The organism is Pseudooceanicola nanhaiensis DSM 18065, from assembly GCF_000688295.1.
Taxonomy (GTDB): domain Bacteria; phylum Pseudomonadota; class Alphaproteobacteria; order Rhodobacterales; family Rhodobacteraceae; genus Pseudooceanicola; species Pseudooceanicola nanhaiensis.
Genome location: NZ_JHZF01000011.1, coordinates 1,087,601 through 1,114,339, shown reverse-complemented (window position 1 = coordinate 1,114,339; position 26,739 = coordinate 1,087,601). Strand labels below are relative to the sequence as shown.

At 69.8% G+C, this 26,739-nt stretch carries 26 protein-coding genes; 8 read left to right on the top strand and 18 right to left on the bottom strand.

Going from position 1 to position 26,739, the window contains the following annotated elements; translation table 11 throughout:
* Positions 1-27: 27 nt before the first annotated feature.
* Both Q344_RS23230 and Q344_RS0106330 read right to left on the bottom strand, forming a co-directional pair.
* Positions 28-1,887 carry a phosphatidylglycerol lysyltransferase domain-containing protein gene (locus Q344_RS23230; protein WP_051630316.1) on the bottom strand — a complete coding sequence of 620 codons (1,860 nt, stop codon included), beginning with the start codon at positions 1,885-1,887 and terminating at the stop codon, positions 28-30.
* 190 nt (positions 1,888-2,077) lie between these two features.
* Positions 2,078-2,392, bottom strand: a complete 315-nt coding sequence (locus Q344_RS0106330) for a DUF1476 domain-containing protein (protein WP_028285957.1) — start codon at positions 2,390-2,392, stop codon at positions 2,078-2,080.
* A 162-nt stretch (positions 2,393-2,554) separates the two neighbouring features.
* Here Q344_RS0106330 and purC point away from each other — a divergent pair, with 162 nt between their 5' ends.
* Positions 2,555-3,316: a phosphoribosylaminoimidazolesuccinocarboxamide synthase gene (purC, locus tag Q344_RS0106325; RefSeq protein WP_028285956.1), complete on the top strand. Its 762-nt coding sequence runs from the start codon at positions 2,555-2,557 to the stop codon at positions 3,314-3,316.
* A 20-nt stretch (positions 3,317-3,336) separates the two neighbouring features.
* A complete protein-coding gene (gene purS, locus Q344_RS0106320; protein WP_028285955.1) occupies positions 3,337-3,567 on the top strand; it encodes a phosphoribosylformylglycinamidine synthase subunit PurS in 231 nt (76 codons plus the stop codon).
* Between the two features lie 429 nt (positions 3,568-3,996).
* Here the strand turns inward: purS and Q344_RS0106315 are convergent, their stop codons facing one another.
* The 3 genes from Q344_RS0106315 to Q344_RS0106305 all read right to left on the bottom strand — a co-directional run bounded on the left by Q344_RS0106315 (position 3,997) and on the right by Q344_RS0106305 (position 6,309).
* Positions 3,997-4,977: a methyltetrahydrofolate cobalamin methyltransferase gene (locus Q344_RS0106315; RefSeq protein WP_028285954.1), complete on the bottom strand. Its 981-nt coding sequence runs from the start codon at positions 4,975-4,977 to the stop codon at positions 3,997-3,999.
* Between the two features lie 76 nt (positions 4,978-5,053).
* Positions 5,054-5,986, bottom strand: coding sequence for a methylenetetrahydrofolate reductase (locus Q344_RS0106310; RefSeq protein WP_036538391.1), 933 nt, complete (start codon positions 5,984-5,986; stop codon positions 5,054-5,056).
* A gap of 26 nt (positions 5,987-6,012) precedes the next feature.
* Positions 6,013-6,309, bottom strand: a complete 297-nt coding sequence (locus tag Q344_RS0106305; RefSeq protein WP_028285952.1) for a virulence factor — start codon at positions 6,307-6,309, stop codon at positions 6,013-6,015.
* A gap of 305 nt (positions 6,310-6,614) precedes the next feature.
* Between Q344_RS0106305 and Q344_RS0106300 the strand changes: the two genes are divergently transcribed.
* Together Q344_RS0106300 and Q344_RS0106295 are read left to right on the top strand one after the other, a co-directional pair.
* Positions 6,615-7,727 carry a Ppx/GppA phosphatase family protein gene (locus tag Q344_RS0106300; protein WP_028285951.1) on the top strand — a complete coding sequence of 371 codons (1,113 nt, stop codon included), beginning with the start codon at positions 6,615-6,617 and terminating at the stop codon, positions 7,725-7,727.
* Between the two features lie 120 nt (positions 7,728-7,847).
* Entirely contained in the window at positions 7,848-8,564 is a 717-nt protein-coding gene (locus Q344_RS0106295; RefSeq protein WP_028285950.1) for an RlmE family RNA methyltransferase, read from the top strand.
* A 336-nt stretch (positions 8,565-8,900) separates the two neighbouring features.
* Here the strand turns inward: Q344_RS0106295 and Q344_RS0106290 are convergent, their stop codons facing one another.
* The 3 genes from Q344_RS0106290 to Q344_RS23225 all read right to left on the bottom strand — a co-directional run bounded on the left by Q344_RS0106290 (position 8,901) and on the right by Q344_RS23225 (position 13,293).
* On the bottom strand, positions 8,901-9,320 hold the full coding sequence (locus tag Q344_RS0106290; RefSeq protein ID WP_028285949.1) for a hypothetical protein: 420 nt from the start codon (positions 9,318-9,320) through the stop codon (positions 8,901-8,903).
* A gap of 93 nt (positions 9,321-9,413) precedes the next feature.
* Positions 9,414-9,803, bottom strand: a complete 390-nt coding sequence (locus Q344_RS0106285) for a response regulator (RefSeq protein WP_036538388.1) — start codon at positions 9,801-9,803, stop codon at positions 9,414-9,416.
* Positions 9,763-13,293, bottom strand: a complete 3,531-nt coding sequence (locus Q344_RS23225) for a CheR family methyltransferase (protein ID WP_051630523.1) — start codon at positions 13,291-13,293, stop codon at positions 9,763-9,765. Before Q344_RS23225 ends, Q344_RS0106285 begins: the two co-directional genes overlap by 41 nt.
* A 92-nt stretch (positions 13,294-13,385) precedes the next feature.
* Between Q344_RS23225 and Q344_RS0106275 the strand changes: the two genes are divergently transcribed.
* Entirely contained in the window at positions 13,386-13,907 is a 522-nt protein-coding gene (locus tag Q344_RS0106275; RefSeq protein ID WP_036538387.1) for a PAS domain-containing protein, read from the top strand.
* A 17-nt stretch (positions 13,908-13,924) separates the two neighbouring features.
* Here Q344_RS0106275 and Q344_RS23220 read toward each other — a convergent pair whose 3' ends face one another.
* The 3 genes from Q344_RS23220 to Q344_RS25005 all read right to left on the bottom strand — a co-directional run bounded on the left by Q344_RS23220 (position 13,925) and on the right by Q344_RS25005 (position 17,198).
* The gene (locus tag Q344_RS23220; RefSeq protein ID WP_051630315.1) at positions 13,925-14,797 is read right to left on the bottom strand and encodes a metallophosphoesterase family protein; all 873 of its coding nucleotides are present in this window, start codon (positions 14,795-14,797) and stop codon (positions 13,925-13,927) included.
* Positions 14,794-15,762 (bottom strand): diacylglycerol/lipid kinase family protein, encoded by a 969-nt coding sequence (locus tag Q344_RS0106265; protein ID WP_169739180.1) that lies wholly within the window; start codon positions 15,760-15,762, stop codon positions 14,794-14,796. Before Q344_RS0106265 ends, Q344_RS23220 begins: the two co-directional genes overlap by 4 nt.
* 131 nt (positions 15,763-15,893) lie before the next feature.
* The gene (locus Q344_RS25005) at positions 15,894-17,198 is read right to left on the bottom strand and encodes a PRC-barrel domain-containing protein (protein WP_051630311.1); all 1,305 of its coding nucleotides are present in this window, start codon (positions 17,196-17,198) and stop codon (positions 15,894-15,896) included.
* A gap of 216 nt (positions 17,199-17,414) precedes the next feature.
* Here Q344_RS25005 and pdxA point away from each other — a divergent pair, with 216 nt between their 5' ends.
* Positions 17,415-18,410: a 4-hydroxythreonine-4-phosphate dehydrogenase PdxA gene (gene pdxA / locus Q344_RS0106255; RefSeq protein WP_036538385.1), complete on the top strand. Its 996-nt coding sequence runs from the start codon at positions 17,415-17,417 to the stop codon at positions 18,408-18,410.
* On the top strand, positions 18,410-19,114 hold the full coding sequence (locus Q344_RS23200) for a nitronate monooxygenase family protein (RefSeq protein WP_051630309.1): 705 nt from the start codon (positions 18,410-18,412) through the stop codon (positions 19,112-19,114). Before pdxA ends, Q344_RS23200 begins: the two co-directional genes overlap by 1 nt.
* Positions 19,115-19,273: 159 nt before the next feature.
* On the opposite strand, the gene Q344_RS23195 is transcribed toward Q344_RS23200, so the two are convergent.
* The 3 genes from Q344_RS23195 to Q344_RS0106235 all read right to left on the bottom strand — a co-directional run bounded on the left by Q344_RS23195 (position 19,274) and on the right by Q344_RS0106235 (position 22,791).
* Positions 19,274-20,761, bottom strand: coding sequence for an acetyl-CoA acetyltransferase (locus Q344_RS23195; protein ID WP_036538384.1), 1,488 nt, complete (start codon positions 20,759-20,761; stop codon positions 19,274-19,276).
* A 113-nt stretch (positions 20,762-20,874) separates the two neighbouring features.
* Positions 20,875-22,281 carry a methyl-accepting chemotaxis protein gene (locus Q344_RS0106240; RefSeq protein ID WP_028285944.1) on the bottom strand — a complete coding sequence of 469 codons (1,407 nt, stop codon included), beginning with the start codon at positions 22,279-22,281 and terminating at the stop codon, positions 20,875-20,877.
* Positions 22,282-22,338: 57 nt separating this feature from the next.
* The gene (locus Q344_RS0106235) at positions 22,339-22,791 is read right to left on the bottom strand and encodes an iron-sulfur cluster assembly scaffold protein (protein ID WP_028285943.1); all 453 of its coding nucleotides are present in this window, start codon (positions 22,789-22,791) and stop codon (positions 22,339-22,341) included.
* A 69-nt stretch (positions 22,792-22,860) separates the two neighbouring features.
* On the opposite strand from Q344_RS0106235, the gene hisI reads away from it, so the two are divergent.
* Entirely contained in the window at positions 22,861-23,220 is a 360-nt protein-coding gene (hisI, locus tag Q344_RS0106230; RefSeq protein ID WP_028285942.1) for a phosphoribosyl-AMP cyclohydrolase, read from the top strand.
* Here hisI and gluQRS read toward each other — a convergent pair.
* From gluQRS to trmFO, 4 genes are all read right to left on the bottom strand, one after another.
* The gene (gene gluQRS, locus Q344_RS0106225) at positions 23,217-24,068 is read right to left on the bottom strand and encodes a tRNA glutamyl-Q(34) synthetase GluQRS (RefSeq protein ID WP_028285941.1); all 852 of its coding nucleotides are present in this window, start codon (positions 24,066-24,068) and stop codon (positions 23,217-23,219) included. The two genes, hisI and gluQRS, sit on opposite strands and share 4 nt — an antisense overlap.
* Positions 24,065-24,670: a class I SAM-dependent DNA methyltransferase gene (locus Q344_RS0106220; RefSeq protein WP_028285940.1), complete on the bottom strand. Its 606-nt coding sequence runs from the start codon at positions 24,668-24,670 to the stop codon at positions 24,065-24,067. The genes gluQRS and Q344_RS0106220 overlap by 4 nt, the downstream gene beginning before the upstream one ends.
* A 225-nt stretch (positions 24,671-24,895) precedes the next feature.
* The gene (locus tag Q344_RS0106215) at positions 24,896-25,093 is read right to left on the bottom strand and encodes a hypothetical protein (protein WP_028285939.1); all 198 of its coding nucleotides are present in this window, start codon (positions 25,091-25,093) and stop codon (positions 24,896-24,898) included.
* 52 nt (positions 25,094-25,145) lie between these two features.
* Positions 25,146-26,504, bottom strand: coding sequence for a methylenetetrahydrofolate--tRNA-(uracil(54)-C(5))-methyltransferase (FADH(2)-oxidizing) TrmFO (gene trmFO, locus Q344_RS0106210; protein WP_028285938.1), 1,359 nt, complete (start codon positions 26,502-26,504; stop codon positions 25,146-25,148).
* Positions 26,505-26,739: the final 235 nt, after the last annotated feature.

The window sequence follows — 26,739 nt, the reverse complement described above, 5'->3', positions numbered from 1 at the left end:
ATGTCGCGTGCGTCGGGTCCAGATCTGTCACGTCGCCGGGGCAAAGGCAATGGCGGGAGGCGGTGGACGGTGCACGCTGAGCGCAAGGTCGGCGAGCGCCAGCGCAAGGGCGGCAGGCCCCGGAGCGGCCGCGTAGAGCGGCGCGCGGCGGGGGTGGAAGGCGGTCTTGAACCGGGTGAGCCCCTCGCCGCCACCGCGCCGGGCGATCGCCGCGCGCAGCCGGGCGGTCAGCGGACCCTCCCCGGCGGGCACTGCGGGCAGCGCCGCAAGCGAGAGGCGGGGCACGCCGGCGGCCTGGGCCTCGGCGATGGCGGCGGCGACGAGGGCGTGCATGGTGCCGTCCGGCAGCGTGTCGCCGTGGCGCATCAGGTCGAGCGTCCATTCGGTCCGGCCTCTGTGGAAGGTGACGAAGGCGACCAGCGCCCCGTCGCGTTCGGCGAGCCAGACGGTCTGGCCGCGCAGGTAGGCGGGGCTGAAGACCCCCATCGTGACCCCGCGCGCCGTTCCGTGCCGCGCGGTCCATGCCCGATCGACGGCGGCCATGTCGGCCAGCGGCAAGGCCTCGGCCCGGCGGATGGTCAGCCCGGCCTTCTCGGCCTTGCGCAGCTTGCGGCGGAGCTGGCTGCGGGCGGGGTGGTCGAAGGTGAAGCGGGCGAGGTCGAGCACCGCCTCGTCCGCGATCCGCGCGACACGCCAGCCGACCTGCCGGGCGAGACAGGCGTCCCGGGCCGCGATCTTGTAGGCGCAGGCGACGCGGGTCCGGTCGCGGGCGAGGGCGGCGAGGGCGGGCAGCAGCGGCGGGAGGGGGCCATGGGCCGCAGCGAAGAGCAGCACGAACGCCTGTCCGGTCTCGACCACCGCCGCCTCGGAGCCGCGCGCCGCGAGCCCGCAGGCGCCGTTCTGCCGGGCGATGCCCAGTTCCGCCCGCGGGGCGGTGGCGATGCCGGCCGGCGGGGCCGGAGACAGACGCCCTGCGCCGGGATCGGCCGCCCGCGGCGGCAAAGGCCGGGCCAGCACGATCAGCGCGAGGCAGGCGGGCAGGGCGTAATAGACCAGCCGGAAGCCGAGGATCCCGGCCAGCAGGTCGGCCTCGGGCACCTGCGGCAGCAGCGTCAGGAGCGCCAGTTCGAAGGGCCCCACGCCGCCGGGCGTGCCGGTCAGGAGCGCCGCGCCGAGGGCCATCAGATAGGCGGGCAGGATCGCGGCGAGGCCCGGCGCGGTTTCGGCGGGCAGCAGCGAATGCAGCGCCAGCGCCGCCGCGATCGTGTCGAGCGCGGTGAGGCCGAGGATCGTCGTCATGGCGGGCAGGCTGGGCAGGCGGATGCGGCGGCCGCGCAGCCGCACCTCTCCGCGCAGCACGGCAAGCACCGCGAGGGCCGCCGCCAGCCCGAGGATGGCGAGCGCGACCGCCCAGGGCATGATGCCGGATGGCAGGAGCAGCTCTGCCGCCGCCGCGACCACCGCCCAGCCCGCGAGGAAGGACAGCGCCACCGCGCCCGAGACCCGCGCGGCGTCGAAGGCGGAGAGGCCCGGCAGCATGCGCCAGCGGGCAAGGGCGCCGGTGACCACGCCGAGGCCCAGCACCTGCGCCAGCGCGATCGCCGCCGCGCCCGCGCGCATCGCCTCGCGCCGGGCGATGCCGGTGCCGAGGCTGCCGTGCACCACCGCGTCGTAGCGGCCGACCGCCCAGAAGCTGACCCATGTCGCGGCGAGCGCGGCGAGCCATTGCAGCGGATGGACCTCGCGCAGGGTGGACAGGACCGCCTGCGCCTCGATCCCCGAGAGCCGGTCGCCGAGCAGCATCAGGCAGATCGCCCCGAACCCGAGCGGGCCTGCCACCCGGATGATCCTCTGCGCCGCCACCGCGCGCGCCCGCTGTCGCATCATGTCCCACACTCCGGCCATCCCTGTTGCCCGCAAGGTGACGCGCGGGGCTTACCCGCCTCTTAACGATCGGGTGGAAAGCAGGGCGAATTGGCCGGAAACTGCTGCGCGGGGCGGTGCCCCCGAAACGCGAACGGCCCGCGCGGGGGCGGGCCGTCTGTGCCGGGCGGACCGGCGAAAGCTCTGGCAGCGCTCAGTTTTCCTTGACGAGCTGGCCCTTGGCGACGATCAGCAGCTCGTCCATCTTGCGGCGCACGGTGTCGGCATCGGCCTTGTCGCCCAGATCGCCCGCGACCTTGCGCACGACGTCCTCGCTGCCGGCTTCCTCGAAGTCGGATTTCACCACCTCGGCGGCATAGGCGGTCGCGTCGTCGCCGGTCTTGCCCAGCATCTCGGCGGCCCAGAGGCCGAGCAGCTTGTTCCGGCGCGCCTCGGCGCGGAACTTCATTTCCTCGTCGTGGGCGTACTTGTTCTCGAAGGCGTTCTCGCGTTCGTCGAAGGTGCTCATGGCGGATCCCCTTGCTGCCAGGTTTCCTCCGATATGACCCGGCACCGCCTCTCGTGCAAGTCTCAAACCCGTGTCCGCCCGCGCCATCGCTTGCGGCAAACCCGCCCATGACATATGAGGGCGTTCAGGCGGGACTCGGCCCGCCGCGGACGCGGAGACCTCATGGCACGGCGCAAGAAGATCTACGAAGGCAAGGCGAAGATTCTCTATGAAGGCCCGGAGCCGGGCACGATCGTCCAGTACTTCAAGGATGACGCGACCGCGTTCAACGCGCAGAAGAAGGACGTGATCGAGGGCAAGGGCGTCCTCAACAACCGCCTGAGCGAATTCTTCATGAACGGGCTGAACGGGATCGGGGTGCCGACGCATTTCATCCGCCGCCTGAACATGCGCGAACAGCTTTGCCGCGCCTGCGAGATCATTCCCCTCGAGGTCGTCGTCCGCAACTACGCCGCGGGCTCGCTGTCGAAGCGGCTCGGGCTGGAGGAGGGCATGCCCCTCCCGCGGCCGATCGTCGAGTATTACTACAAGGACGACAAGCTCGGCGACCCGATGGTCACCGAAGAGCATATCGCGGCCTTCAACTGGGCGTCGCAGCAGGACATGGACGACATCCTGGCGCTTGCGCTCCGGGTGAACGATTTCCTGTCGGGCGTGATGATGGCCGTCGGCATCAAGCTGGTCGACTTCAAGATCGAGATCGGCCGGGTCTACGAGGGCGATTTCCAGCGCCTCGTCGTGGCCGACGAGATCTCGCCGGATTCCTGCCGGCTCTGGGACGTGGAAACGGGGCAGAAGCTCGACAAGGACGTGTTCCGCCGGGATCTCGGCTCCCTGACCGACGCCTATACCGAGGTGGCGCGGCGGCTCGGGATAATGCCTAAGGCAAGCACCAACGTCACGAAGCCGACGTTGATCAACTGAACGGAACTGAGGGGCAGGCGATGAAGGCACGCGTGCATGTGATGCTGAAGAGCGGGGTGCTCGATCCGCAGGGCGAAGCGGTGCGCCACGCGCTCGGCTCGCTGGGGTTCGAGGGCGTGAACGGCGTCCGGCAGGGCAAGGTGATCGAGCTCGACCTGGCGGATGGCACCGACGAGGCGACGGTGACCGAGATGTGCGAGAAGCTGCTCGCGAACACGGTGATCGAGAGCTACTCGGTGGAGATGGCCTAAGCCGGGCTCAAGCCCGGACCGCGGTGGTGGGGCGGGGTTTTCCGAAAGCCGCGGGTTCTTGCCGCTTGAGCAATTCCCAAGGTCCGGACTCAAGCCCGAACGGCGCCGGACAAGCGCCGGCCCGGTGAGGAGGGTCTGCAAAAGGTCCGGGGGACCTTTTGCCCGACGAACGCGGGCTGGCGCTTTGGTGACGTTGGCGCTTGCTGTCGGCATGGGAGCTACCACGGCTGCCATAAATCGAGAGGTTCGACGGTTGCGACGCGCCATCCCACGGGCCGGCGCTTGCTTGTGGTGAGTGCGGATGCTGAGTGGGAGATCGCACCCTGCGGAGATCTAGGCAGTCGGCGCCCGTGCGGAGAGGGCGAAGGCGGGGAGACCCCCGCCCTGCGAGCCGGAAATGCAGGACGGGCTCAAGCCCGGCTCGCCCGCTCAGGCCCGACGACGTCGACGGCCGCCTCGGCCCGCGCCACCCTCTGCCGCCGCCTGGGCCGCCTCGGGGAAGGTCGCGCCCTCCTTCACGGCGTCGAGCACGCGGGAGAAGCCGATCCAGGCGCTCCCGTTCGGGTCGTGGTTCATCAGCATGTTGGCGGCCTTGATCGCCTCCATCTCGACCTGGCGGACCGGGTTCATGATGGCCGAGGTCATCCCCGCGCCGATCGCCATCGGCAGGAAGGCCGCGTTGATCCCGTGCCGGTTCGGCAGGCCGAAACTGACGTTCGACGCGCCGCAGGTGGTGTTTACGCCCAGCTCGTCGCGCAGCCGCCGGACCAGCGCGAAGACCTGCTGTCCCGCGCTCGCCATGGCGCCGATCGGCATGACGAGCGGGTCGACCACGATGTCATGCGCGGGGATGCCGAAATCCGCCGCCCGCTCGACGATCTTCTTCGCGACGGCGAAGCGGACGTCCGGATCCTCGGAAATGCCGGTGTCGTCGTTCGAGATCGCCACGACCGGCACGTTGTATTTCTTGACCAGCGGCAGGACGAGCTCCAGCCGGTCCTCCTCGCCGGTAACGGAGTTCAGGAGCGGCCGGCCCTCGGCGGCGGCGAGCCCCGCCTCCAGGGCGCCCGGCACGCTCGAGTCGATGCAGAGGGGCACATCGACCAGGGACTGCACCCGTTTCACCAGCTCGGGCATCAGCATCGGCTCGACGAAATTGTTGTCCGCATAACGCGGATCGTCGGCCATCCTGTTGGTGAAGACCGCCCCCGAGTTGATGTCGAGCACCATGGCGCCGCAGGCGACCTGCTCGACCGCGTCCTTCTCGACGGTCGAGAAATCGTCCATCTCGAGCTCGGCGGCGAGCTTCTTGCGCCCCGTCGGGTTGATGCGTTCGCCGATGACGCAGAAGGGTTCGTCGAAGCCGATCACGACGGTCTTGGTCTTGCTTTCGAGCACGGTGCGGGTCATGGGAATCCCTGTGGTTTGGGCCCCGCGAGACGGGGTCGCTGCAATGTCGGTGTCACGTCGGGGGGGCGGGGGCCGGTCAGCCCCGCGCGGCCTGTGCGGCGGGCAGGCCCGCGGTGCCCGCGTTCTCGGTGATCCACTGGGCCGCGGACTTGATGCCGCCCAGCGGGAAGACGTGGACCTGCTCGATCAGGCTGTCCGGATGCGCGGCCTTGTGGGCTGCGAGGTCGGCGAGCACATCGGCGGGGGTGTAGGGGAGCACCAGCTTCGTCACGTCCATCGCGCGCTTCTGGAGCACCTTCAGCGAGGGGCCGACGCCGCAGGCAATGGCGAACTTGATGAGCGTCTGGAGCTTCGCGGGACCGGCGATGCCGACATGGATCGGGATCTCGATCCCCGCCGCCTTGAGCCGGTCGGCCCATGCGATGATGGGCGCGGCCTCGAAGGCGAATTGCGTGGCCATGGCCACCTTCGCGTCGGTGCGGGTGGTGAAGTCCTGCTTCCAGCGCAGCGCCTCCATCACCATGGCGTCGCCGCCGTCGGGGTCGATGTCGCGGTTGCCCTCGGGGTGGCCCGCGACGTGCAGGCGCTTGAACCCCGCCTGGTCGAAGAGCCCGGTCTCGATCAGCTGCATGGAGGAATGGAAGTCGCCGCGGGGCTGCGGGATGCCGCCGCCGAGAAGCAGCGCCTGGTCGATCCCGGCCTCGCCCTGGTAGCGGGCGATCCAGTCGGCCAGCGTCGTCTTGTCGGCGATCGAGCGGGCCGGGAAGTGCGGCATCACCTCGAAACCTTCGCCGGCGATGCGCTTCGCGGTGGCGACCATGTCCCCGATCTCGGTCCCGTCGATATGGGCGATGTAGACCCGGGTGCCCTTCGGCAGGAGGTCGCGGAAATCCTCGACCTTCTCGGCGGTGCGCGGCATCACCTCGATCGAATAGCCGGACATGAACCCCTCGAGCTGCCCGTTGGCCGGGGCGGCCGTTTCGCGGCGTTTGAAGTTCAAAAGTGCCATCAGAGCCTCCCTCAGCATACGGGCATTCAAGCCCATCCGTCGTTCCCGATCAACGTCCTGATCCGGTCCGCATCGTATTCCGCCTCGATCCGGGCGGCCTCGGAACCGGCGACCTCCTCCGGTGCGCCGTCGGCCGTGCCCGCCGCCACCTTGCGCCATTCGGCAAGGTAGGCGTCGGTCCCGGCCGCGCCCGACTTCATCGCGGCGCGGTCGATGGCCTGTTCGAAGCGCTCGGATAGCTGCACCTTCGCGCCCCGGCGTCCCTTGCCCACGATCACCTGCGCCGGAATGTCCCGCCAGTAGACGATCGTGATGTCGGGCATGTCGGGTCTTCCTCCGGTCTCTGTCGCGCTTCTACTCCGGAATATGACGCGCGCCGGTGCCGTTTTCGACATCGTGCGTCGAAAGAGCGACCTCCGCCCGGCCCGCGGGCGGCGCGGAGGCGAATCGTGCGGGCAGGGGCCGGGGGCCGCACCGGTTCACAGCTTCGTGCGATGGCTCCAGAGGCAATGCCCGCGGGCGCAAACCCGGCCCACAGTCAATGTGCGGCGGGGGAGGCCGGGACGAACCTTGCCTATCGGACCCGGCCTCGCTACCTTCGGAGGCAACTCGAAATGGAGGGCGTGCTATGGCGCCCAAGCGTCCCGAAGGTGCGGGCGCATTCCCGAAACCGGTCGAAAGCGCCGCACTTAAACCGCCAGACCCGTCGGAGCTCTACGCTGCGCTGGATCTCGGCACGAATGCCTGCCGCATGCTGATTGCCCAGCCGAAGGGCAGCCAGTTCCATGTGGTGGACAGTTTCTCGAAATCCGTCCAGCTCGGATCCGGGCTGGAACGCTCCGGCCGGCTGGGCCGCAGCTCGATGGCGCGCGCGTTGCAGGCGATCCGGGTCTGCCGTCAGAAGCTGGAACGCCACGGCGTGCGCCGGATGCGCCTGGTGGCGACCGAGGCCTGCCGCCGCGCGACCAACGGCAAGCAGTTCCTGAGCGAGGTGCGGCAGGAGACCGGCCTGCGGCTCGACATCATCCAGCCGGAGGAGGAGGCGCGGCTCGCCGTCGTGTCCTGCGCGCCGCTCGTCTCCACCCGGACCGAGCAGCTGCTGGTGGTCGACATCGGCGGCGGATCGACCGAGCTCGTGTGGATCGATCTCTCCTCGGTTCCGCATCTCGAGCGGCCGCGCGCGATCATGCGTCTGCACGCGGGCTTCCACCCGCAGGAGAGCCCGTTCCCGGCGGCCAAGGTGGTCGACTGGATCTCGGTCCCGCTGGGCGTCGCGACGCTGCGCGACCAGTTCCGCGACGTGGAGGACGATTCGGCCCGTTTCGCGCTGATGTCGTGGTTCTTCGAGGAGAGCCTCGCCGAATTCGCCCCCTACAAGGACGAGCAGACGCGGGAGGGGTTCCAGATCGTCGGCACCTCGGGGACCGTGACGACCGTGGCGGCCTCGCACCTCGGGCTGAAGCGCTACGACCGGACCAAGGTGGACGGGCTCAGGATGACCTCGGACCAGATCGACAAGGTGATCCGGCAGTATCTCGAACTCGGCCCCGAGGGGCGGCGGAAGGATCCGCGGATCGGGCAGGACCGGCAGGCGCTGATCATGTCCGGGGCGGCGATCCTGCAGGCGCTCCTGCGGTGCTGGCCGACCGACCGTCTGTCGGTCGCGGACCGCGGGCTGCGCGAGGGGCTGCTTTACGCGCAGATGAGCGCGGACGGGGTTCTGGAGGACGGTCCCTTCTGATATGGGGCCGCTCACGTGAATACCGAAGGGCGGGGGCGCTGCCCCCGTCGGGCCCCTGGCCCGACTCCCCCGGAGTATTTCCGGAAAGATGAAGCTGGTGGTCCGGAGAAAGGGTCTGGCGTGGCGAAGAAGCCTACGGGAAAGAACACGTCGGGGCGCGGTCAGCGGGATCTGACGGTGAAGGTGAAGACGGCGCGGGGGCGGAAGCTGTCCTCGACCCGCTGGCTGCAGCGGCAGCTCAACGATCCCTACGTGCAGCGCGCGAAGGCCGAGGGCTATCGCGGGCGTGCGGCGTTCAAGATCATGGAGCTCGACGACAAGTTCCGCTTCCTCGTGCCGGGGGCGCGGGTGGTGGACCTCGGCTGTGCGCCGGGGGGCTGGATCCAGGTGGCCGTGCCGCGGATCAACGCGCTCGGCGAGAAGAGCGGCAAGGCCGTGGGGCGGATCATCGGGGTGGACCTGCAGGCCGTCGACCCGATCCCGGGCGCCGAGATCCACCAGCTCGACTTCATGGAGGACGATGCGGACGAGAAGGTGAAGGACTGGCTGGGCGGCCAGGCCGATGTCGTGATGAGCGACATGGCGGCGGCCTCCTCGGGGCACAAGCAGACGGACCACCTGCGGATCATCGCGCTCTGCGAGGCGGCGGCCTACCTGGCCTTCGATGTGCTGGCCGAAAACGGGACATTCGTCGCGAAGGTGCTGGCCGGCGGCGCGGAGGGCGAGCTGCAGAAGCTGCTGAAGCAGAAGTTCACGAAGGTCGCGAACATGAAGCCGCCGTCGTCCCGGTCGGACAGTTCCGAGAAGTTCGTCGTCGCGACCGGGTTCCGGGGGTGAGCGGTTCAGCGCGGCCCGAAAAGGCGGCGCGGGTGTGGCTCGGGCGCGCAACCGAGCGATAGAAGGGCCATCCGGGAGACATCGTCGAGGCTCTGCGGGTGCGGAGGCGGAGACGCCGGCGGGACGGTCGCCCGTCTGCGCTGCCGTTCGGCCTGGGTGAGCAGCTCGAACAGCCGGCGGTGCCGTTGCGACGCCATTGCGGCGTCCGAGTCCTCGTTTCCTGTCATTCATGCACTCCGCTTCATCCGGCTGCCGTCATTACGGACGGCGCCCATGGCGGCATGATGGCGGAAGTGGGTTTATCCCGGATGAAGAGGGGGCGACAGGCCCCTGCGGTCAGGCGTGGAGCGCGCGGGGGTGCCGGTGTTCGCGGGAGGCTGGAAAGGGCGACACCTGCCGGATCAGTTCGGCGCGGTCTTCCAGCATGGTCTGGAATTGCTCGGCCAGCAGGCGGGCCTCGGGCGCATCGTCATCGGCGACGGTCCTGGCATGTTCGTAGGCGCGGGCGAGGTCGCGATCGGCGGCGACGAGATCCCCGACGGTCGCACGCGCGCGATCGGGCCGGGCGCGCCGGGTGGGCACGCATTCGCCGTACCAGCGCAGCACGGCGCGCAGGGTCGCCACGGCGCGTGCGCGGCGGGCGGCAATGTCCTCGACCAGCTGCCAATGCGTGCCAGCGACGACGCTGTCGCAGCAGGACAGGTTCCGGTCGAGTTCGTGTATCAGTGCGATGAGAGCCCTGGTGTTCCGGTTCATGCCTAGCCTCGGTGTCTCTTTTACGGCCCAACACCGGCGGGGCTCGACAAGTTCCCTCGCGTCACGCCGCGTCAGATCGTTGTGGCAAAGCGGTCACGCGTCAGGCGCCCGGCTGCCGGCGGAATCGGCGGCCTGGTGCAGCGCACGTTCGAGCGACGCGGGGGTGAGCGGCTTCTCCACGACAACGGCCGTCTCGTCGAGCGGGAGGCTGTCGGCGGAATATCCGGTGGCGAAGACCACGGGGACTCCGGCCTCGCGCAGCCGCCGACCCAGGTCGAGCGACGTGCGGCCGTGGCTGAGGTTCACGTCGAGCAGGGCGAGGTCCGGGGCCGCGCTGCTCAGCGCGGCTTCGGCCATTTCGAGAGAGTGACAGAGGTCGATCGTGCCGAACCCCATGTCGCGGAGCGTATCCGTCGTATCGAGGGCGATGATCGCCTCGTCCTCAAGGTACAGGATCCGCTTGCCTGAGGGGGTCCACGTCACTGTCGTAATCCACTTCCGTCGCCGTTGCCCATGGTAATTCGATAACGAGTTCAAGGCCCTCCGGGTTCCAGTCGGTCTTGATGGTTCCGCCGAGGGTGCCTTCGACCATCGACCGCATCAGCACGGTTCCGAAGCCGCCGCCCTCGGGAGGGCTCACCCTGGGTCCGCCGCTCTCCTGCCAGCGCAGCACGAAGGTCTCGCCGTCGCCCTCGTCGATCCGGCTCCAGCGCAGCTGGACATGGCCTTCCTCCTTCGAGAAGGCGCCGTATTTGGCCGCGTTGGTGGCCAGTTCGTGCACCGCCATGCCGACGGCGAGCGTCGCGCGCGCGTTGAGCCGGACCGGCGGGCCCTTCATCGTCACACGGTCCTCGCCGTAGATGTCGCTGAGCTCCATCGCCACCACGTCGCGCAGGGCGGCCGAGGTCCAGTTCTCGGCGGTCAGCAGGTTGTGGGTGTTGGCGAGCGCCCGGATGCGCTGCGCCAGGGTGTCGAGCGTCACCTTCGGATCGCCGTCCTCGCGCCGGGCCCGGTTCACCAGCGCGATCACGTTCGAGAGCATGTTCTTCACCCGGTGCTGCAGCTCGCGCATGATCCGGCGCAGGTCGGCCTGCAGGTTCATGATCTCGGTGATGTCGGTCACGTTGAAACCGACGGCGCGGACGTCGCCCTCGGGCCCGTTCGGCACGGTGAGGGGGTAGAAGTCCATCCGCCAGAAATGCGCCTCGCCGCCGCTGGTGCCGCGCACGATCCGTCCGATCAGGGGCTGCCCGGTCTCGAACACCTGGCGGGCGGCGTTGATCTTGGAATCGGCGACGTCGGGCACGATCTCGGTCATCAGGCGGCCGATATGGTCTTCGGGCGACACGCCGTTGATCGCGGCCAGCTGCGGGTTGGCGCGGATGTAGCGGTATTCGTGATCGACGACGCCCATGGCGGTCGGCGAGACGCGGTAGAACTGCTCCAGCTCTTCCATCCGCGCCTCTGCCTGCGCGGTGGCCTTCTCGGCGGCCTGGGCATAGCGCGACAGCTCGGTGACGTCGAAGATCGAGAAGACCACGCCGCCCGCGTCCCGCGCCTCGGTCAGGTAGGGGGCGATGCGGACCATCACGTCGGCATTTCCATCCATGGTGCTGAGCGCGATCTCGAGCGGCATGCCGGAGCGGATGACGGATTTGCACCCCTCCGCCAGCTGCTCCATGTCGAGCCGGGTGCCGATGTCGCGGATGTCGCGGCCGCGGTCCTGTTCGACGAAGCGGAACCAGCCGACCGCCTCCGGGGTGAAGTTCCTGAGCTTCAGCTCCGAATCGAGGAAGACGGTCGCGATCTGCGTCGATTCCATGAAATTGGCGAGGTCCGAATTGGCCCGCGCCAGTTCCGAGAGCTTGGTCTGCAATTCCTCGTTCGTGGTCGAGAGCTCCTCGTTCGCGGACTGGAGCTCCTCGTTCATCGACATCATCTCTTCGTTGGAGCTTTTCAGCTCCTCGTTCGATGTCTCCAGCTCCTCGACCGTCGTCCGCACCGTCTGCCGGGCGCTGTCGAGCTCGGATTCGAGTTGTGCGACGTAATCGTCGTCGATGACGATCTGGGTGTCGCTCTCGAGGTTCGAGGTGTCGACGGAGGATTCCGCCGTCTCGAAGGTGACCAGACGCGTGCCGTCCCGGAGGATCGCGGCGCCCAGCGTCATCGTCTCGGGCAGCCCCTCGCCAAGGTCGGTGACGTTGATGCGCCGATAGCTGTGGTCGCCGAGCGACAGGCCCGTGAGCACCCGCTTCAGCGCCTGGCGCAGGGCGGGCACCACGATGGCGCCGGCGCCGAGCGTGGTGCGGCCCTCGGGCAGCTTGAGGAACCGGTCCGCCCCGCGTCCGACGACGGTGATGGAATCGTCCGGACCGAGGATGAGGTAGGGCGGCACGTGCCGTTCGAGCAGCGCGTCGAGGGCGGCGTCGGGAATGTCGGTCGCGCCCTCGCGCTCGCGCGGGCGCTCGTTGCCGGGCGGGCTCGGCGGCAGGGTCTGGAGCCGTTGGCGGGGCAGGTCCAGGGGGCGGGCAGGCGCCTTGTCGCGCTGATAGATCCGATGCTCGCTCGAAACCTCGAGGAACGGATCGCCTTCGGTCCGCGCGGATTCGGACGAGCCCAGCATCAGCCAGCCGCCCGGGCGCAGTGCGTAATGGAAGACCTTGAGCGCGGTGTCCTGCAGCTTGTTGTCGAAATAGATCAGCACGTTACGGCAGGTGACGAGGTCGATGCGCGAGAACGGCGGATCCTTCAGCAGGTTCTGCGACGAGAAGCGGACCATGTCGCGCAACTCGCGCCGCACCTCGTAGCCATCCCGCCGCGCGACGAACCAGCGGTCGAGCAGCTCGTCCGGGACCTCGGTCGCGATGGTGTTGGGATAGGTGCCGGCGCGCGCCTCGGCCAGCGCCTCCTCGTCGATGTCGGTGCCGAAGACGGCGAGGCGGGCGTGGCAGTCGAGGCGGCTCATCTCCTCGGCGAAGATCATCGCGAGGGTGTAGGCCTCCTGCCCGGAGGAGCAGCCGGGGATCCAGATCCGCACCTCGTCGCCCTGGCCCTTGCCGTCGAGCAGGTCGGGCAGGACCTTCTTGCGCAGCATTTCGAAGCTGGCGCGGTCGCGGAAGAACGAGGTCACATTGATCAGCAGGTCGCGGAAGAGCCTGTCGGCCTCGCTCTCGTCCTGGATCAGCTTGCGCAGGTAGTCCGAGGGCCGTTCGAGCCCCAGCACCGACATCCGCAGCGAGATGCGCCGCAGGAGCGTGCCGGTCTTGTAGCCCTGGAAATCGTGCCCCGTCCGGAAGCGCAGGGTGCGCGCGACCTTCTCGATGAACTCGGCGTCGCTTTCTATGGCGGGGGTGATCCCGGTGACCCGCGTGTGGAAGTCGCGCAGGACCGAGATGATGTCGGAGGCGGGCAGCGACATGTCCACCGCCCCGGTCGACAGCGCGGCGCGGGGCATGCCGTCGTACTTGGCGTCCTGGGGTTCCTGCACGAAGACGAGCCCGCCGCCCTGCTTGATCGCGCGCACGCCCTGCGCCCCGTCCGAGCCGGTGCCCGACAGGATGACGGCGGCCGCGTTCGGCCCCTGCGCGCTGGCCAGCGACTCGAGGAAGCGGTCGATGGGTCGGCGCAGGCCGCGGGGGCTGTCGAACTCCGACAGGTGCAGCACGTCGCCCCGTATGTCGAGCGCATAGGCCGGCGGGATCAGGTAGATGTTGCCCGGTTCGATCTTCATGCCGTCCTTGATCGCCTTCACCGGCATGGTGGTGCGGCGCGACAGCAGCTCGGGCAGCATGCTCTCGTGTTCCGGATCGAGGTGCTGGACCAGCACGAGCGCGAAATCGTCGTTGTTCCGAAGCGATCCGAGAAGGGTCTGGAACGCCTCAAGCCCGCCGGCCGAGGCGCCCACGCCGAGAATCACGGGCGTCCCCGTGCCAGCGTGCTCCGTTTCGGTCGTGGTGTCCTGCTCGTCCTTCATGCGGTCCTGCATCTGCCCCCGTCAATGGCGGGTCCTGGATTTGCCCGCAGCCGCGCCGGCGCTAATGTGGTCCAAGGACGATAGGATGTGCAATGACCGACGATCCCAATCTTGAACGAATTCGCGCCGTGTTCGACCGCTCCGGCGTGGCGCTCAGCCTCGCGGACCCGGAACAGCCGGATTGCCCGCTGCTCTTCGCCAACCACCGCTTCGAGGCGCTGACCGGCTATCGGGCGAGCGATGTGGAGGGCAACAACTGCCGGTTCCTCCAGGCCGGGGCGCGGCAGGACAACCGCCATGCGCGCGAGGAAATCCGCGCTGCGATCGCCAGTCGCGCAGAGTGTCAGGTCATCCTGCGGAACGTCCGCCAGGACGGATCGCCCTTCACCAACCTGCTGTTCCTGCATCCGGTCGGCAGGGGCGGGCGCTACATCCTCGGCTCCCAGTTCGAGATCGCCGACGATGCCGCCGAACAGGTGCGGGCGCATGCCGGGACGCTTGCCGGGGACCTCGAACGGATCGGCTCGGCCTCGGCCCGGCTCCAGATGCAGGGACGCCGGCACCTCGCCGATGCGGCAGCCGCGATGGTGATGGCCTGGAGCCGCCGCATCTGACCTGACAGGGCGTTCCATCACGCGTTCGCCTGCTGGCCGACGGGCGCCTCCGCCGCCGGTCCCATGCCGGCGGGCACCGGGCCCTGGCCATCGACGGTGCGCCAGCCCGCCTCTGTCCGGCCGAAGTGACGGATCGTGCTCTCGTGGAAGACCGCGTCCTCGTCCGCGATCCAGCGGGCGACGCGCAGCACGTCCCCCTCGCGGTCGATGCAGGCGAAATCGTTGGGCTCGCCGCGCTGCCGGGTGGACAGCCCCGTGCCCGCGTGGACCTGCAGGATGCCGGCGCCGAAGGGGCGCGTCAGGAAGGGCTCGGTCCGCCAGACGTGCAGATGGCCCGACAGGATCGCGTCCACTCCGCATTTGGCGAGCTTCTTCAGGGCCTTGTCCGCGCCGCGCATCAGCCGCTTGTCGGTGCTGCCGGGCGCATGTTCGAACGGATGGTGCGCGACGAGGATGACGAAATTGTCCGCGGGCGCCTTGCCCGCGATGCCGCAGGCGCGCCGCACCTGGCGCGAGCGGATCCGGCCGCGCTGCCAGCGGTAGCGGTCCACGGTGTTCAGCCCGATCACCGTCATCCCGCCGAGCTCGGCCGTCGGCGTCAGGTTCCGGTCGATCCGGCGCTTGTAGTAATGAAACGGGCGGAAGAAGCGCGTGAAGGGCCGGTGAATGGGGATGTCGTGGTTGCCCGGCACGGACAGGACGGGCGCCTCGATCCGGTCGATGAAGGCGCGCGCCGCGCTGAACTGGCTCTCGCGCGCACGCTGGGTCAGGTCGCCCGAGATCGCGACGAGGTCGGGCTTGGCGGCGTTCACGGCATTGATCAGGGGAACGAGCAGTTCCGGCCGGTCGCGCCCGAAGTGAAGGTCGGACAGGTGGATCAGTCGGGTCATGCGTGGACGGTGTCCTCCGTCTGTGGCGGGGCCAGCACGTGAAGCGCATCCGGCCGGGCGATGAAGTGGAAGGGATCGTTCATCCGTTCCTTCTCTCCGTCGCGTGCCAGCAGGCGTTTCGAATGGTTGGTCTCGATCAGGATGTCGCGCCCGGTGATGAGCTCCACGTCGCGGCCCGGGCGCATCTGCCGCCCTGCCAGCCGCATCGCCTGGATGATCAGGCCGAAGCGGCCGACGTCGGGCGCCATGAAGAGCGCGAATTGCCCGTCACGGACCGCCTCCGCGCCGTCGAGCTCGTATTCCTCGAGCTGGTAGGCGCTCATCGCCACGAAGGCGAGCGCGGAGCGGCGCCGGTAGCGCGTCCCGTCCACGGTGATCTGCATCCGGAGGGGGCGCTTGAAGCTGGCCAGCGCGGTCAGCACCGACCAGTAGGCCGCGATCCGGGACCGGCCCCAGCGTTTGTAGATGCCTTCGCGCTGGTCGAGGATCGCGGGATAGGCGCCGAGGCTCGCGTTGTTGAGAAAGATCTCGCCGTTCACCTCGCCGACGGTCACGCCGCGCGGTGTCCCGCTGTCCAGGAGGGCGACCGCGGGGTCGACCTCTTCCGGAATGCCGAGCCCGCGCGCGAAGAAGTTGAACGTGCCCATCGGGATCACGCCCATCTTCACGTCCTTGCCCGCGATCTCGGCCGCGACGGCGCAGATCGTGCCGTCGCCGCCGGCGGCCACGATGGTGCCGTAGCCTTCCTCGAGCGCAGTGCGGGCCAGTCTGCCGATATCGGCGCCGTCGGTTGCGTGGCGGATCTCGGTCCGGCGGGGAAGGGCGGTGATCCGCTCTTCCATTTCCTCCAGCGACAGCTGACCCGCCCGCCGCCCGCTGCCCGGGTTGACGATAACGCAGATCGCATCGGCGAGGGGGGCGGACGCGGCGGGCGCATCCGTCAGTTCGGATGATAAAGCGTTCATGGTGGGTTCGGATCCCTGGTTTCCCATGGTGAACGCGGGCTGCCATGGGGCGGTTCCGCATCCATGACAAAAGGCCCGCCGGAGATCCGGCGGGCCTGATGTGGACCAGGAGAGGTCCTATCCGAGGAGAATTACTCCTTCTCGAACTCCGGCATGGACTTCAGTTCGTCTTCGGCCATGGCGGTGTAGACCATCACTTCGTCACCTTCATCCTGACGCAGGATCTTCAGGTCCGAAAGCTGAAGGGCCACCGGCTTTTCGCCGATCCCGAGGAAGCCGCCGACGTCGACGATCGCGTCGGTGATCTTGCCTTCATCGTCGATCACCAGTTCCGAGATCTCGCCGACCCACTTGTCGTTGGTGTCGTAGACCCGGGCGCCGGTCAGGTTTTCGGTCGTCAGGTATTCCATACCTGCGTCCGAGTAGCCTTCACGGGCGAAGTCGGCGCCGAAAGCAGAGGTGCCGGCGGTGGTGTCCATCTCGGCATTGGCGTCAGCGGACGCGGTGGCTTCGGCATCGGCTTCAGGCGCGGTGGAGTCGGTCAGAGCAACTTCGTTGCCGACTTCCTCGATTTCCTCACCGGCTTCGTCCGCGGCCTGTTCGACCTCTTCACCGGCTTCGGCTGCGGCGTCTGCAGTGGCGTCAGCTGCCAGTTCGACCTCTTGCTCGGTCTCCTCGGCGGCGTTCTCGGCGCTCTGCTCGATCTCCTCGCCGGCCTCTTCGGCCTCGGCTTCGACGTTCTCGGCCGTCTGCTCCATCTCGGCGCCGGCCTCTTCGGCCTCTGCCTCGACGTTCTCGGCGGTCTGCTCCATCTCGGCGCCGGCCTCTTCGGCCTCTGCCTCGACGTTCTCGGCCGTCTGCTCCATCTCTTCGCCGGCCTCTTCGGCTTCCGCTTCGGCCGCCTGGGTGGCCTCTTCGGTTTCCGCTTCGGCTTCGGCGGCGACATGCTGGTCGGTCATCGCGCCGTCAGCGGCGGCACCGTAGGCCGGGGCGCCTTCGAGCGTCGCGCGGTCGGCCGTCAGAACCAGGAAGAAGTCGCCGTCGTTCTCGGCGGTGGAGCTGTCGGACACGAATTCGAGCGCATCCATGTCCACGGCCACCTGGCGTTCGCCGATGCCGAGGAAGCCGCCGATGTCGACCAGAACCGCCTGCACTTCGCCGTCGCGGTTCAGGATGACGTCGTTGATCTCGCCAATGTCTTCCCAGCCTTCCTGGGCGCCCTCGTAGACGTCCTCGGAGGCGCCTTCGGCAGAGGCGTAGACGCGCATGCCGAGGAAGTCGGAAGCGCGCAGTTCGTCCGGGGTGCTTTCGGCGCGGAACATTTCGCTGCTCATCGTGCCGGAGGCAGCGGTGTTGGTGTTGGTGTCGGTCGACTGGGCATGCACGCCAGCCGCGGTCGCGGTGACGAGAGCCGTCGTCAGCAGCAGATGTTTCATCTTCAAGGTCTCCTCGTGTCAGGGCAACGCGGTGGCTGCCTGTATGTCGGTCGAACGTCAGGTCGGGGCGGATGGTTCCGCGTAATGGTGCGCATAAATTTTTTGCGAGGACGGGAACCTTTCCGGGGTTTTCCGATCGGGAAATCTCTACACGCTCGCTTTCCACCCTTGCCGGGGTTGGCTAGGCTCGGGGCGATCACCAGCAAGGAATGCACCATGTCGAACCCCTTGGCCGTCACGCTCGGAGACCCCGCGGGCATCGGCCCCGAGATCGCGGTGCGGGCAGCGCTCGGTGCGCCCGATGTCGTCATGGTCGGCCCCCGGTCGGCGCTCGACCGGGCCGTGGCGCTGATCGCCCCCGGGACGCCGGTGCAGGAGGTGGCCGAGGTCTCGGAACCTGCCCGGAGCGCGGCGCATCTTCGCCTGCTGCCGGTCTGCGGGGGGATGGAGGCGCCCGCCTATGGCCGGGTGGATGCCGGCGCTGGCCAGGCGGCGGCGGAGGCGATCCTCACCGCGATCCGGCTGGCGCGAGAGGGCGCGGTCTCGGGGATCGTCACGGCGCCGATCCACAAGGAGGCGCTCGCGGCCGCGGGCGTGCCCTTCCCGGGTCATACCGAGATGCTGGCCCATCACGGCGGCGCCGGGCGGGTGGCGATGATGCTGGCCAATGACGAGCTGCGCGTGGTGCTGGTGACGATCCACACCGCCCTTCGCGATGCGATCGCGCAGGCGGATTTCGCCGCGCAGATGTCGGCGATCCGGCTGGCCGACGAGGGCGCGCGCGCCTTCGGCATCGCGCGGCCCCGGGTCGCGGTGGCGGGGCTGAACCCCCATGCGGGCGAGGGCGGTCTGTTCGGCCGGGAGGAGATCGAGATCATCGCCCCCGCGATCGCCGCGGCCCGGGACGAGGGGATCGACGCTTCGGGCCCCTGGCCGGGCGACACGGTCTTCATGCAGGCCCGCGCGGGCCGGTTCGACGTGGTGGTGGCGCAATATCACGACCAGGGCCTGATCCCGGTGAAATACCTCGGGCTCGAGAAGGGGGTGAACGTGACCCTCGGGCTGCCCTTCGTGCGGACCTCGCCGGATCACGGCACGGCCTTCGACATCGCGGGAAAGGGCATCGCCTCGGCCGAGAGCATGGAGACGGCGCTTGCGATGGCGCGCAGGCTGGTGGCGTCGCGGCAGGGCGCGGGGGCGGGGGCCGGCTGATGCCCTTCATCTTCATGCTCACCCGCAACGACCGCACCGTCGAGGAGGCCGAGGCCCATCTCGACGTCGCGCTCGAGGCGGGGGTGCGCCACATCGGCTTCAAGGACGTGGGCCTGCCCGAGGCGCGGCTGACGGCGCTGCGGGACCGGATCGCCGGAGCGGGCGGGACCTGCTATCTCGAGGTCGTATCGGAGGACCGCGAGAGCGAGATCGCCTCGGCCCGGGCGGCGCTTCGGATCGGGGTGGATGTCCTGCTGGGCGGCACGCGGGGGCGCGAGGTGGCGCCGATCGTGGCGGGCTCGGGGTTGCGCTACATGCCCTTCCCGGGCCGGGTCGCGGGGATCCCCTCCGTGCTGCATGGTCCGGCCGAGGCGATCGTCGCCTCGGCGGTGGAGCTGGCGGGGCTCGACGGGGTCGACGGGCTGGATCTGCTGGCCTGGCGCTATACGGGCGAGGTCGAGGCGCTGATCGCCCGCGTCGCGGGGGCTGTCGGAAAGCCGGTGGTGGTGGCGGGATCGGTCGTGAAGCCCGCGCAGATCGCGGCGCTCTGTTCGGCGGGGGCCTGGGGGTTCACGATCGGGACCGCGGCGCTCGACGGGGTGTTCCCGGCCCGCGCGCCGGGCCTGGCGGGACAGCTGGCGGCGATCCTCGCGGCGGAAGAGGCGGCGGGGTTCTCCCGGCTGGGCTGGCCCGGCCTCGACTGACCGTCGCGCCGAAGCGTTGCGCCGGGCGGGGCCCGTCGCCACGGGCGCGCGCGGCCCGGGCATCGAGCCCGGTCCGCGCGCCGGGGGGCTGTCTGCCCCCCGATCGCCTGCGCGGGCGCAGGCGCCCCCCGAGGATACGCGGACCAGAGGAAGGCGGGATCAGCGCGTGAAGCGGCGGGTGCCGTCTGCGGCCGTGATCCGGCCCGCGAGCCCGACCGGATCGAGGGCGCCGTCGGTGAGCGTGGCGATGAGCGCCGCGTCCTCGGCCGGGACCTCGGCCAGGGTGCGGGCGCCCGCGGGCGTGCGGGCGACGACGATGCCACGGGACGGACGGGCCTGCCGGTCGTAGAGGACGGTCCAGCTTTCCACGGTGACCGGGCCCTCGTGATCCTCGTCGAGCGCGGGGGCCGGGGCGCGTTTCGCGTCCGCCTCGGCCTGCACGTCGGGGTCGCGCGGCAGGGCGGTGTCGAGCGGCGCGCCGGAAATGACGATCGCGTGGTTCGTCGTGACGATGCCGCCATTGGCATAGAGAAGCCCCCGGTCAGCGGTGCCGCGCAGCGCGCGGGTCATGGCGACGACCGCGTGGGACATGTAATTCGCCACCGGCGCACCGCCGAAGGTCAGGCCGCCGAAGGTGCTGACCGGGCGATCCTCGGGCCAGCCGAGGCTCCGGCGGGCGAGCTTGGGGACGACCGGGAAGCAGGAATAGAGCTCGACGAGCGCAAGGTCCGCCGCGGTCATCCCGTTGAAGTCGAGCGTGCGGGCGAGCACCGTTTCCATCGAGGGGGAGGCGGTGAAACCGGGGCGGTCGAGGATCTCGTAGGGTTCCTGCGCGGCCGCGCCGGCGCCGACATGGACGAGCCGCGCCTCGGGGATGCCGCGGCGGCGCGCCTCGGCCAGCGAGGTGACGAGGAAGCCCGCGCCCTGGTTGACGGAGGCATTGGCCACCATGAGCTTGAGATAGGGATGCGCGACGGGGCGGTTCGCGGGCGAGGGTGTGGTGATCTCTTCGGCGGTGGCGGGATCGCGGATCCAGGCCCCCGCGGTTTCGGCGGCGGTGCGCGACAGCCCCTCCCAGAGGCGGCCGGTCTCGGCCTGGCCGGCGGCGAGGTCCTGGCCCCAGGCATGCCGGCAGGCGTTTTCGTAGAGCGGGTACATGTCCGTCGGCGCGACCAGCCCGAAGGCGCGGCGATAGGGGTTCACCCTCCGCTTGGGCGAGCCGCGCAGAATGTCGCCGGGGCGCTTGCCCTCGGCCGCGGCGCGGGCGGCGGCGGTGCGCAGCGCCTCGGCCCCGACGATGGCGCAGATCGTGGCCTCTCCGGCGGCGATCCGGTTCGCGGCGCGGTTCAGCAGGCGGATCGGGCTGTCGCCATGCGGCATCTTGGTGGTCTCGGCCACCGCGGGGCTGGCGCCGAGCCGGTCGGCGAGGGCCGGGGCGATGCCCGTGAGGTCGGGGAAGGAGATCTGGTCGACCGTGGAGAGCGTGTCGAGCGCGGAGAGCCACGCGCCCCCGGCATCGGCCTCGGCCCGGCGGAGCGCGGCCTCCATCAGTGCGAGGCTGTCGAGGCCCGCGGCGCGGTCCTCCTCGCGGCGGTCGTTGATCTGGCCCACGCCGACGATGACGGGGATGCGGTCGGGATTGTTCATCTGCCCTGTCCTCCTGCGCGCATCATCACCGGGACGCCGGGACGCACAAGGGCGCAGGGGGCGTTTTCAGCCACCGGGCGGGGCGCGGTGGCCGGGGTTGTGGCCACGGGGTCTCAGAAGCGGTAGGCCAGGCGCAGCCCGCCCCAGTGCCGGCCCTTCACGAAGATCGGCGCCGAAAGGTCCTTCATGATGGCGAAGTTCCCGCCGCCCATGTCCCGGCGATAGATCTGGAGGAGGAAGGGTTCGGTATTGCCGCCCGCCTTCAGCCCGACCCGGTCGTCGAAGATCCGGCGGTTGCGGCAATGCGCGGCGTTCCAGACCGGATCCCGCCGCGGTCTGCCCGAAAACCTGCGGTTGTGCGTCGGCAGGTAGCCGCGCCGGTCCACGGCGGCGCAGAAGACGACGCGGCGGTCGAAGTCGAGCGCGGGCTCCTGGATCGCGGGCAGCACCGCATCGGTGAAGCGGGTGAAGCGGGTCATGTGCTGGGGCGGGTTGCTGCCGCGCACCGGCTGATAGGCCCTGTCGAAGAGGTCGGACATCGAGATGCGCCCGGCCTCCACCCCCGCCTCGAAGGCCTGCGAGACGGCGGCGGCGCGCGCCTGCACCTCTGCGATGAAGCGGCTGTCCTCGGTCTCGCCGCCGAGCGCCACGCTGTCCTGGACCAGGGTTTCGGACATGTCGACCAGCCGGCCGAGGCGGTGATGGGCGTCGGCCACCCCCCGGGCGCCGGAGGAGACGAGATCGCCCATCCGTGTCAGGAGGGGCGGGAAGTCCTTCAGCTTCTCCTGCGCCGCGCCCGCGTCCTCGCGAACCTGCCGGGCCTGGTCGCCGGCGCCGCTGATCCGGGTCCAGGCGGCGCGGAGCAGGTCGGCCGAGGTCGTGGCGCGGGCATCGAGTTCGGCGAGCGTCGCGTCGAGCGCGGTGATCGCGCCCTGCATCCGTTCGAGCCAGTCGGCGAGGTTGGCGACATTGCGGGTGACGTCCTGCGCGGCGGCGCCGGTCCGGGTCGACAATTCGTTGATCGCATCCGCGACGACCGAGAAGCCGCGCCCGGCATCCCCCGCCCGGGCGGCTTCGATCTTGGCGTTGATCGCCAGCATGTTCACCTGCGCGGCGATGGTCAGGATCTGGTCGTTGTTCACGCGCACCGCGTCGAGCACCGGCCGCACCTCTTCCGACCGGGCGGTCATGTCGCGGGCCTGCACGTTCAGACGATCGCCGACGCGCCCGGAGGCCTGCATGTTCTCGACCGAGGTGTCGAGCGCGCCGAGCGCGTCCTGCACGATCGTCGCCAGCGCCTTGAGCGATTCCGACACGCCCGCGTTGATCTGGACCAGGTGATCCGAATTCTCGGTCAGCGCGGCGAGCGCGTCGAGCTGCGCCTGCCCGTCCTCGTCCAGCCGTTCGAGGAAAGCCGCGATATCCACGACCTCCCGCCCGAGCGAGACGGCGGATTTGGCGAGCCGGTCGGGCCGTCCGCCTGCCGGAGTGTCCGCCCTGGGGGCCGGGTCCTGTTTCATCGCGCCTCGCACCTGTGACGTGGCGCGGGGTATAGCCCGAGAGGTCCGAACGGGAGGTTAAGCGCAGTCGCTCTGGCGCAGGCTGTCCATCGCCTCGGCCGTCGCTTCCAGCGACAGCAGGATCGAGGCGTGGCGGTTCCTGTACTCCTGCGCCGGGCGCAGCACCTCGAGATCGGCGAAGGGCGCGGGCGGGGTGGGCCCGTCCTCCTTCAGCATGGCCTTCAGCGCGTCGCGGGCGGCGTGCACCTCTTCCCGGGTGCAGCCGACGATATTGGCGCCGACGATGCTGGCGGCGGCCTGGCCGAGCGCGCAGGCGCGCACCTCCTGGCCGTAATCGGCGATCCTGCCGTCCTCGACCCGCAGGTCCACGGTCACGGTCGAGCCGCAGAGCGGTGCGCGGCGCTTCACCGTCGCGTCGGGATCGGCCAGCCGATCCTGCCGCGGAATGTCCGCGGCGAGGCCGAGGATGCGGGTGGAATAGAGCTTGATGAGGTCGCTCTCGCCGGACATGGGATTTCCTTTCGGGTCTCGTCTGCATAGATAGGGGCTCCCGCCGCCGATGCAAAAGGGTTTTCCGCAATGGCCTTCGATCCCGCTTCGCTCACCTACGATTCAGCCGGCCTGATCCCCGCCATCGCCCAGGACGAGGCCTCGGGCGAGGTGCTCATGATGGCATGGATGAACGCCGCCTCGGTGGCCGAGACGCTGGAGACCGGACACGTCACCTACTGGTCGCGGTCGCGCAAGGCGCTCTGGCGCAAGGGCGAGAGCTCGGGCCACCTGCAGAGCCTTGTCGAGATGCGGGTGGATTGCGACCGGGACTGCATTCTCGTGCTGGTCCGCCAGGAGGGGCCGGCCTGCCACACCAACCGGCGCAGCTGCTTCTACACCTCCGTCACGCCGGGCGGGGAGCGCGAGATCCTGAAGCCGATGGTCTAGGCCGCGGGCGCCAGGCCGATCATCGCGCGGATGTCCTGCGGGGTGGCGCCCTCGTCGCGGTAGCGGGCGATGGCGCGGGCGTCGTCGCGCTTGGCCAGCCGCTTGCCCGCCTCGTCGCGGATCAGCGCATGGTGATGGTAGAGCGGCGTCGGCAGATCCAGCAGATGCTGGAGCGCCCGCTGGAGCCGGGTCGCCTCGAACAGGTCCTCGCCCCGGATGACATGGGTGATCCGCTGGTCCGCGTCGTCGATCACGATCGACAGGTGATAGGAGGCGGCCATGTTCGGCCGCGCCAGCACCGGGTCTCCGACATGCGTGAGCAGCCCGTCGCGGGTCACCACATGCCGTCCGGCGTGGGCGGGCCCGGTCTCGGTGAAGTCCAGCGCCATCTCGGGGCAGCGGGTGAGGTCGAGGCGGATGGCGTCCGTGGGCCGGGCCTCCGACATCTTCCGGCCCCGGCAGGTCCCGGGGTAGATGCGCCCGTCGGGCCCGAACAGGGGCACGCCTTCCTGCGGGGCGGAGGCGGCGGCCTCGATGTCGCGCCGGGTGCAGGAACAGGGATAGGTCAGCCCGCGGGCCGCCAGCCGGTCGAGGGCGGCGCGATAGCGGTCGAGATGCTCGGACTGACGGTGCACAGGCGCGTCCCAGGCAATGCCCAGCCAGGCCAGATCGTCCTCGATCAGGCGGGCCCATTCCGGCCGGGCGCGGCTCTGGTCGATATCGTCGAGGCGCAGGAAGAACTGCCCGCCCGCCGCCCGCGCCATGTCATGCGCGGTCAGGGCCGAATAGGCGTGGCCCAGGTGCAGCGGCCCGGTGGGCGAGGGGGCGAAGCGGGTGCGGAAGCTCAATTGCGTTTCAGCACGTAGACCTTGGAGGTCGATCCCAGCCCGCGGATGTGCACGCCGGTGTCCTCCGAGACGAGCGAGACCCGGCCCGAGGCCAGCGCGATGTCGCGCCGGGCGGTGTATTCCGGCATCTCGAGCGTGTGGTCGTTGAACGAGAAGCAGAAGAGCCCGCCGCGGGAGAGCGCCGCGAGGCAATCGTCGAAGAGCGCCGCCGGGGCAGCGCCCGCGCCGATCACGCCGATGGCGGTCACGGCGGCATAGGGCCCGGTCGGAAGCCCGGTTTCGGCGGTGTTGACGAGCTGCCGGTAGGCGCCGGTCCCGGCGGCCACCTCCAGCATCCCCGCCGAGACGTCGGCACCGTCGATCGTGGTGAAGCCTTCGGCCCGCAGCGCCCGGCCCGACAGGCCCGTGCCGCAGCCCATGTCGAGGATCGCCGCATCGCGCGACAGCCCCGCCGCCTTCAGCGCGGCGGCGCAGCGGCCCGGGGTGGCATAGCCCTGCGCTTCGAGGTCCGCGTCGTAGCGCGCGGCCCAGGCATCGTAATGCCGCCGCAAGGCGTCGGGGGTCTCGAGGTCGTAGACCTTGTCGAGGAAATCGTCCTGCATGGTGGAATGGTAGCGCGGGCCGCGCGGGGGGTCCAGTTGCGGTGTCTCGGCGCGAGGCGGCGGCCGATGCCCGACGCCCGGTCAGCGGAATCGCCGGTCAGATGATGGGCGCGCTCGATGACATTTCGCCGATGCGGAGAGCCACGCTGTGACCGCGACTGCCAACCGGGTGCGGAGAGAACGGCCGGGCCCGAACCTTGCTTGCCCCGGCCGCCTGCGTCGTCCTCAGTCCCGGCGCGAGAGCCAGCGGGTCTGGCGCTCGTGGATCACCAGCCACGCGAGAAGGATGAAGATCGGGTGCCCCAGCCCCCCGGACAGAAGGATGGCGGGCAGCCAGATGAAGAAGATCACGATGCCCAGGATCGGCCGTCCGGCGAGGAAGATCGCCAGCGGGGGCAGGAGCAGGGCAAGCAGGTAGAGCATCTTTCGGGTCCTCGGGGTCTGTCGAACCCAAGATATGGGGTCGCTCCCGCCCTCAGGCAAGCGCCGCCGTATCCTGCCCCGCGAGCCAGCCCTGCCAGGCCTCCTTGGCGCGGTCCGTGTAGCCCTTGTAGCGGTCCTTCCGGCCCCGGCGCCCGCCGCGCACGTCCTCGAGCGGGCGGAAGAGGCCGAAGTTCACGTTCATCGGCTGGAAGGTCTTGGCCTCGGCCCCGCCGGTGATGTGATGGATGAGCGCGCCCATGGCGGTGTCCTGCGGCACCGGCGCCAGCGGCTGGCCGAGGATCTCGGCCGCGGCGAACCGGCCCGCGACAAGGCCCATGGCGGCGCTTTCCACGTAGCCCTCGACCCCGGTGACCTGCCCGGCGAAGCGGACGTGTGGCCGCGAGCGCAGGCGCATCCGGTCGTCGAGCAGGGTGGGCGAGTTGAGGAAGGTGTTCCGGTGGATCCCGCCGAGCCGCGCGAAGCTCGCGTTCTCGAGCCCCGGGATCATCCGGAAGACCTCCGTCTGGGCGCCGTATTTCATCTTGGTCTGGAAGCCGACGATGTTGAACAGCGTCCCGAGCGCATTGTCCCGCCGCAGCTGGACCACCGCGTAGGGTTTCTCGTCGGGCTTGTGGGCATTGGTCAGCCCCACGGGTTTCATCGGCCCGTGGCGCAGCGTCTCGCGGCCACGTTCGGCCATGACCTCGATCGGCAGGCAGCCGTCGAAATACCCGGCGGTTTCGCCCTCGTGGAACTCGGTCTTCTCGGCGGCGAGCAGCGCGTCGATGAAGGCCTCGTACTGATCCTTGGTCATCGGGCAGTTGAGGTAGGCCTTCTGCTCGGCCTCCGTCTCGCCCTTGTCATAGCGGCTCTGGGCCCAGACGACGTCCATGTCGATGCTTTCGGCATAGACGATCGGCGCGATGGCGTCGAAGAAGGCCAGCCGCTCGGCCCCGGTCTCGGCCTGGATCGCCTGGCCGAGGGCGGTCGAGGTCAGCGGCCCGGTCGCGAAGATCCAGTGGCCGTCGTCGGGCAGGGCGCTCACCTCGCCCTCTTCGACGCGGATGCGGGGATGGGCGCGCAGCACCTCGGTCACGTGTTCGGAGAAGGGATCGCGGTCGACGGCCAGCGCGCCGCCGGCGGGCAGGCGGTGCCTGTCGGCCGCGCCCATGATCAGACCGTTCGCCGCCCGCATCTCCCAGTGGAGGAGCCCCACGGCGTTCTGTTCGTCGTCGTCCGAGCGGAAGGAATTCGAGCAGACCATCTCGGCCAGGTTGCCGGTCTGGTGCGCGAAGGTGCCGACCTTCGGCCGCATCTCGTGGATCACCACGTCGACGCCCATGTTCGCCGCCTGCCAGGCGGCCTCGCTCCCGGCCATGCCGCCGCCGACGATATGCAATGTCTTGTCCATGGGGCGCGATCTAGGCGAAAGCCGCGCCTTTGGAAAGCCTGCGCGGGCCGGCTCCGGTCACCATTCGGGGAGGGAAGGGGCGTGGGTCACCGCTCACAAGTCGTCGAAGGCCTGAGAGAGAGAGAGCGGCCCGGAGGGACTGCTTGCGTGCGGTGACCCACTGTCGTCAAAACGTCGTCGCAATTCGACCCTGCGCTCAATTCAAACCGTTGGCAAATGGGGCAAAAGCTGGGCC

Bases quoted from the DNA above. Each gene is read 5' to 3' on its own strand.
- Q344_RS23195 (WP_036538384.1), bottom strand. From the start codon at position 20,761: ATGAACAATCCCGACCGCATCCCCGTCATCGTCGGCGTGGGCCAGATC.
- Q344_RS25005 (WP_051630311.1), bottom strand. From the start codon at position 17,198: ATGAAACATCTGCTGCTGACGACGGCTCTCGTCACCGCGACCGCGGCT.
- Q344_RS0106235 (WP_028285943.1), bottom strand. From the start codon at position 22,791: ATGTCCGGCGAGAGCGACCTCATCAAGCTCTATTCCACCCGCATCCTC.
- Q344_RS0106315 (WP_028285954.1), bottom strand. From the start codon at position 4,977: ATGACCCGCACCGTGCTCGAAAGCAAGACCAAGACCGTCGTGATCGGC.
- Q344_RS0106290 (WP_028285949.1), bottom strand. From the start codon at position 9,320: ATGAACCGGAACACCAGGGCTCTCATCGCACTGATACACGAACTCGAC.
- Q344_RS23200 (WP_051630309.1), top strand. From the start codon at position 18,410: ATGCCCTTCATCTTCATGCTCACCCGCAACGACCGCACCGTCGAGGAG.
- Q344_RS23220 (WP_051630315.1), bottom strand. From the start codon at position 14,797: ATGACCCGACTGATCCACCTGTCCGACCTTCACTTCGGGCGCGACCGG.
- Q344_RS0106240 (WP_028285944.1), bottom strand. From the start codon at position 22,281: ATGAAACAGGACCCGGCCCCCAGGGCGGACACTCCGGCAGGCGGACGG.
- hisI (WP_028285942.1), top strand. From the start codon at position 22,861: ATGGCCTTCGATCCCGCTTCGCTCACCTACGATTCAGCCGGCCTGATC.
- Q344_RS0106215 (WP_028285939.1), bottom strand. From the start codon at position 25,093: ATGCTCTACCTGCTTGCCCTGCTCCTGCCCCCGCTGGCGATCTTCCTC.
- Q344_RS23230 (WP_051630316.1), bottom strand. From the start codon at position 1,887: ATGATGCGACAGCGGGCGCGCGCGGTGGCGGCGCAGAGGATCATCCGG.
- Q344_RS0106220 (WP_028285940.1), bottom strand. From the start codon at position 24,670: ATGCAGGACGATTTCCTCGACAAGGTCTACGACCTCGAGACCCCCGAC.
- Q344_RS0106275 (WP_036538387.1), top strand. From the start codon at position 13,386: ATGACCGACGATCCCAATCTTGAACGAATTCGCGCCGTGTTCGACCGC.
- pdxA (WP_036538385.1), top strand. From the start codon at position 17,415: ATGTCGAACCCCTTGGCCGTCACGCTCGGAGACCCCGCGGGCATCGGC.
- Q344_RS0106265 (WP_169739180.1), bottom strand. From the start codon at position 15,762: ATGAACGCTTTATCATCCGAACTGACGGATGCGCCCGCCGCGTCCGCC.
- Q344_RS0106300 (WP_028285951.1), top strand. From the start codon at position 6,615: ATGGCGCCCAAGCGTCCCGAAGGTGCGGGCGCATTCCCGAAACCGGTC.
- purS (WP_028285955.1), top strand. From the start codon at position 3,337: ATGAAGGCACGCGTGCATGTGATGCTGAAGAGCGGGGTGCTCGATCCG.
- Q344_RS0106330 (WP_028285957.1), bottom strand. From the start codon at position 2,392: ATGAGCACCTTCGACGAACGCGAGAACGCCTTCGAGAACAAGTACGCC.
- trmFO (WP_028285938.1), bottom strand. From the start codon at position 26,504: ATGGACAAGACATTGCATATCGTCGGCGGCGGCATGGCCGGGAGCGAG.
- purC (WP_028285956.1), top strand. From the start codon at position 2,555: ATGGCACGGCGCAAGAAGATCTACGAAGGCAAGGCGAAGATTCTCTAT.
- Q344_RS0106305 (WP_028285952.1), bottom strand. From the start codon at position 6,309: ATGCCCGACATCACGATCGTCTACTGGCGGGACATTCCGGCGCAGGTG.
- Q344_RS23225 (WP_051630523.1), bottom strand. From the start codon at position 13,293: ATGAAGGACGAGCAGGACACCACGACCGAAACGGAGCACGCTGGCACG.
- Q344_RS0106310 (WP_036538391.1), bottom strand. From the start codon at position 5,986: ATGGCACTTTTGAACTTCAAACGCCGCGAAACGGCCGCCCCGGCCAAC.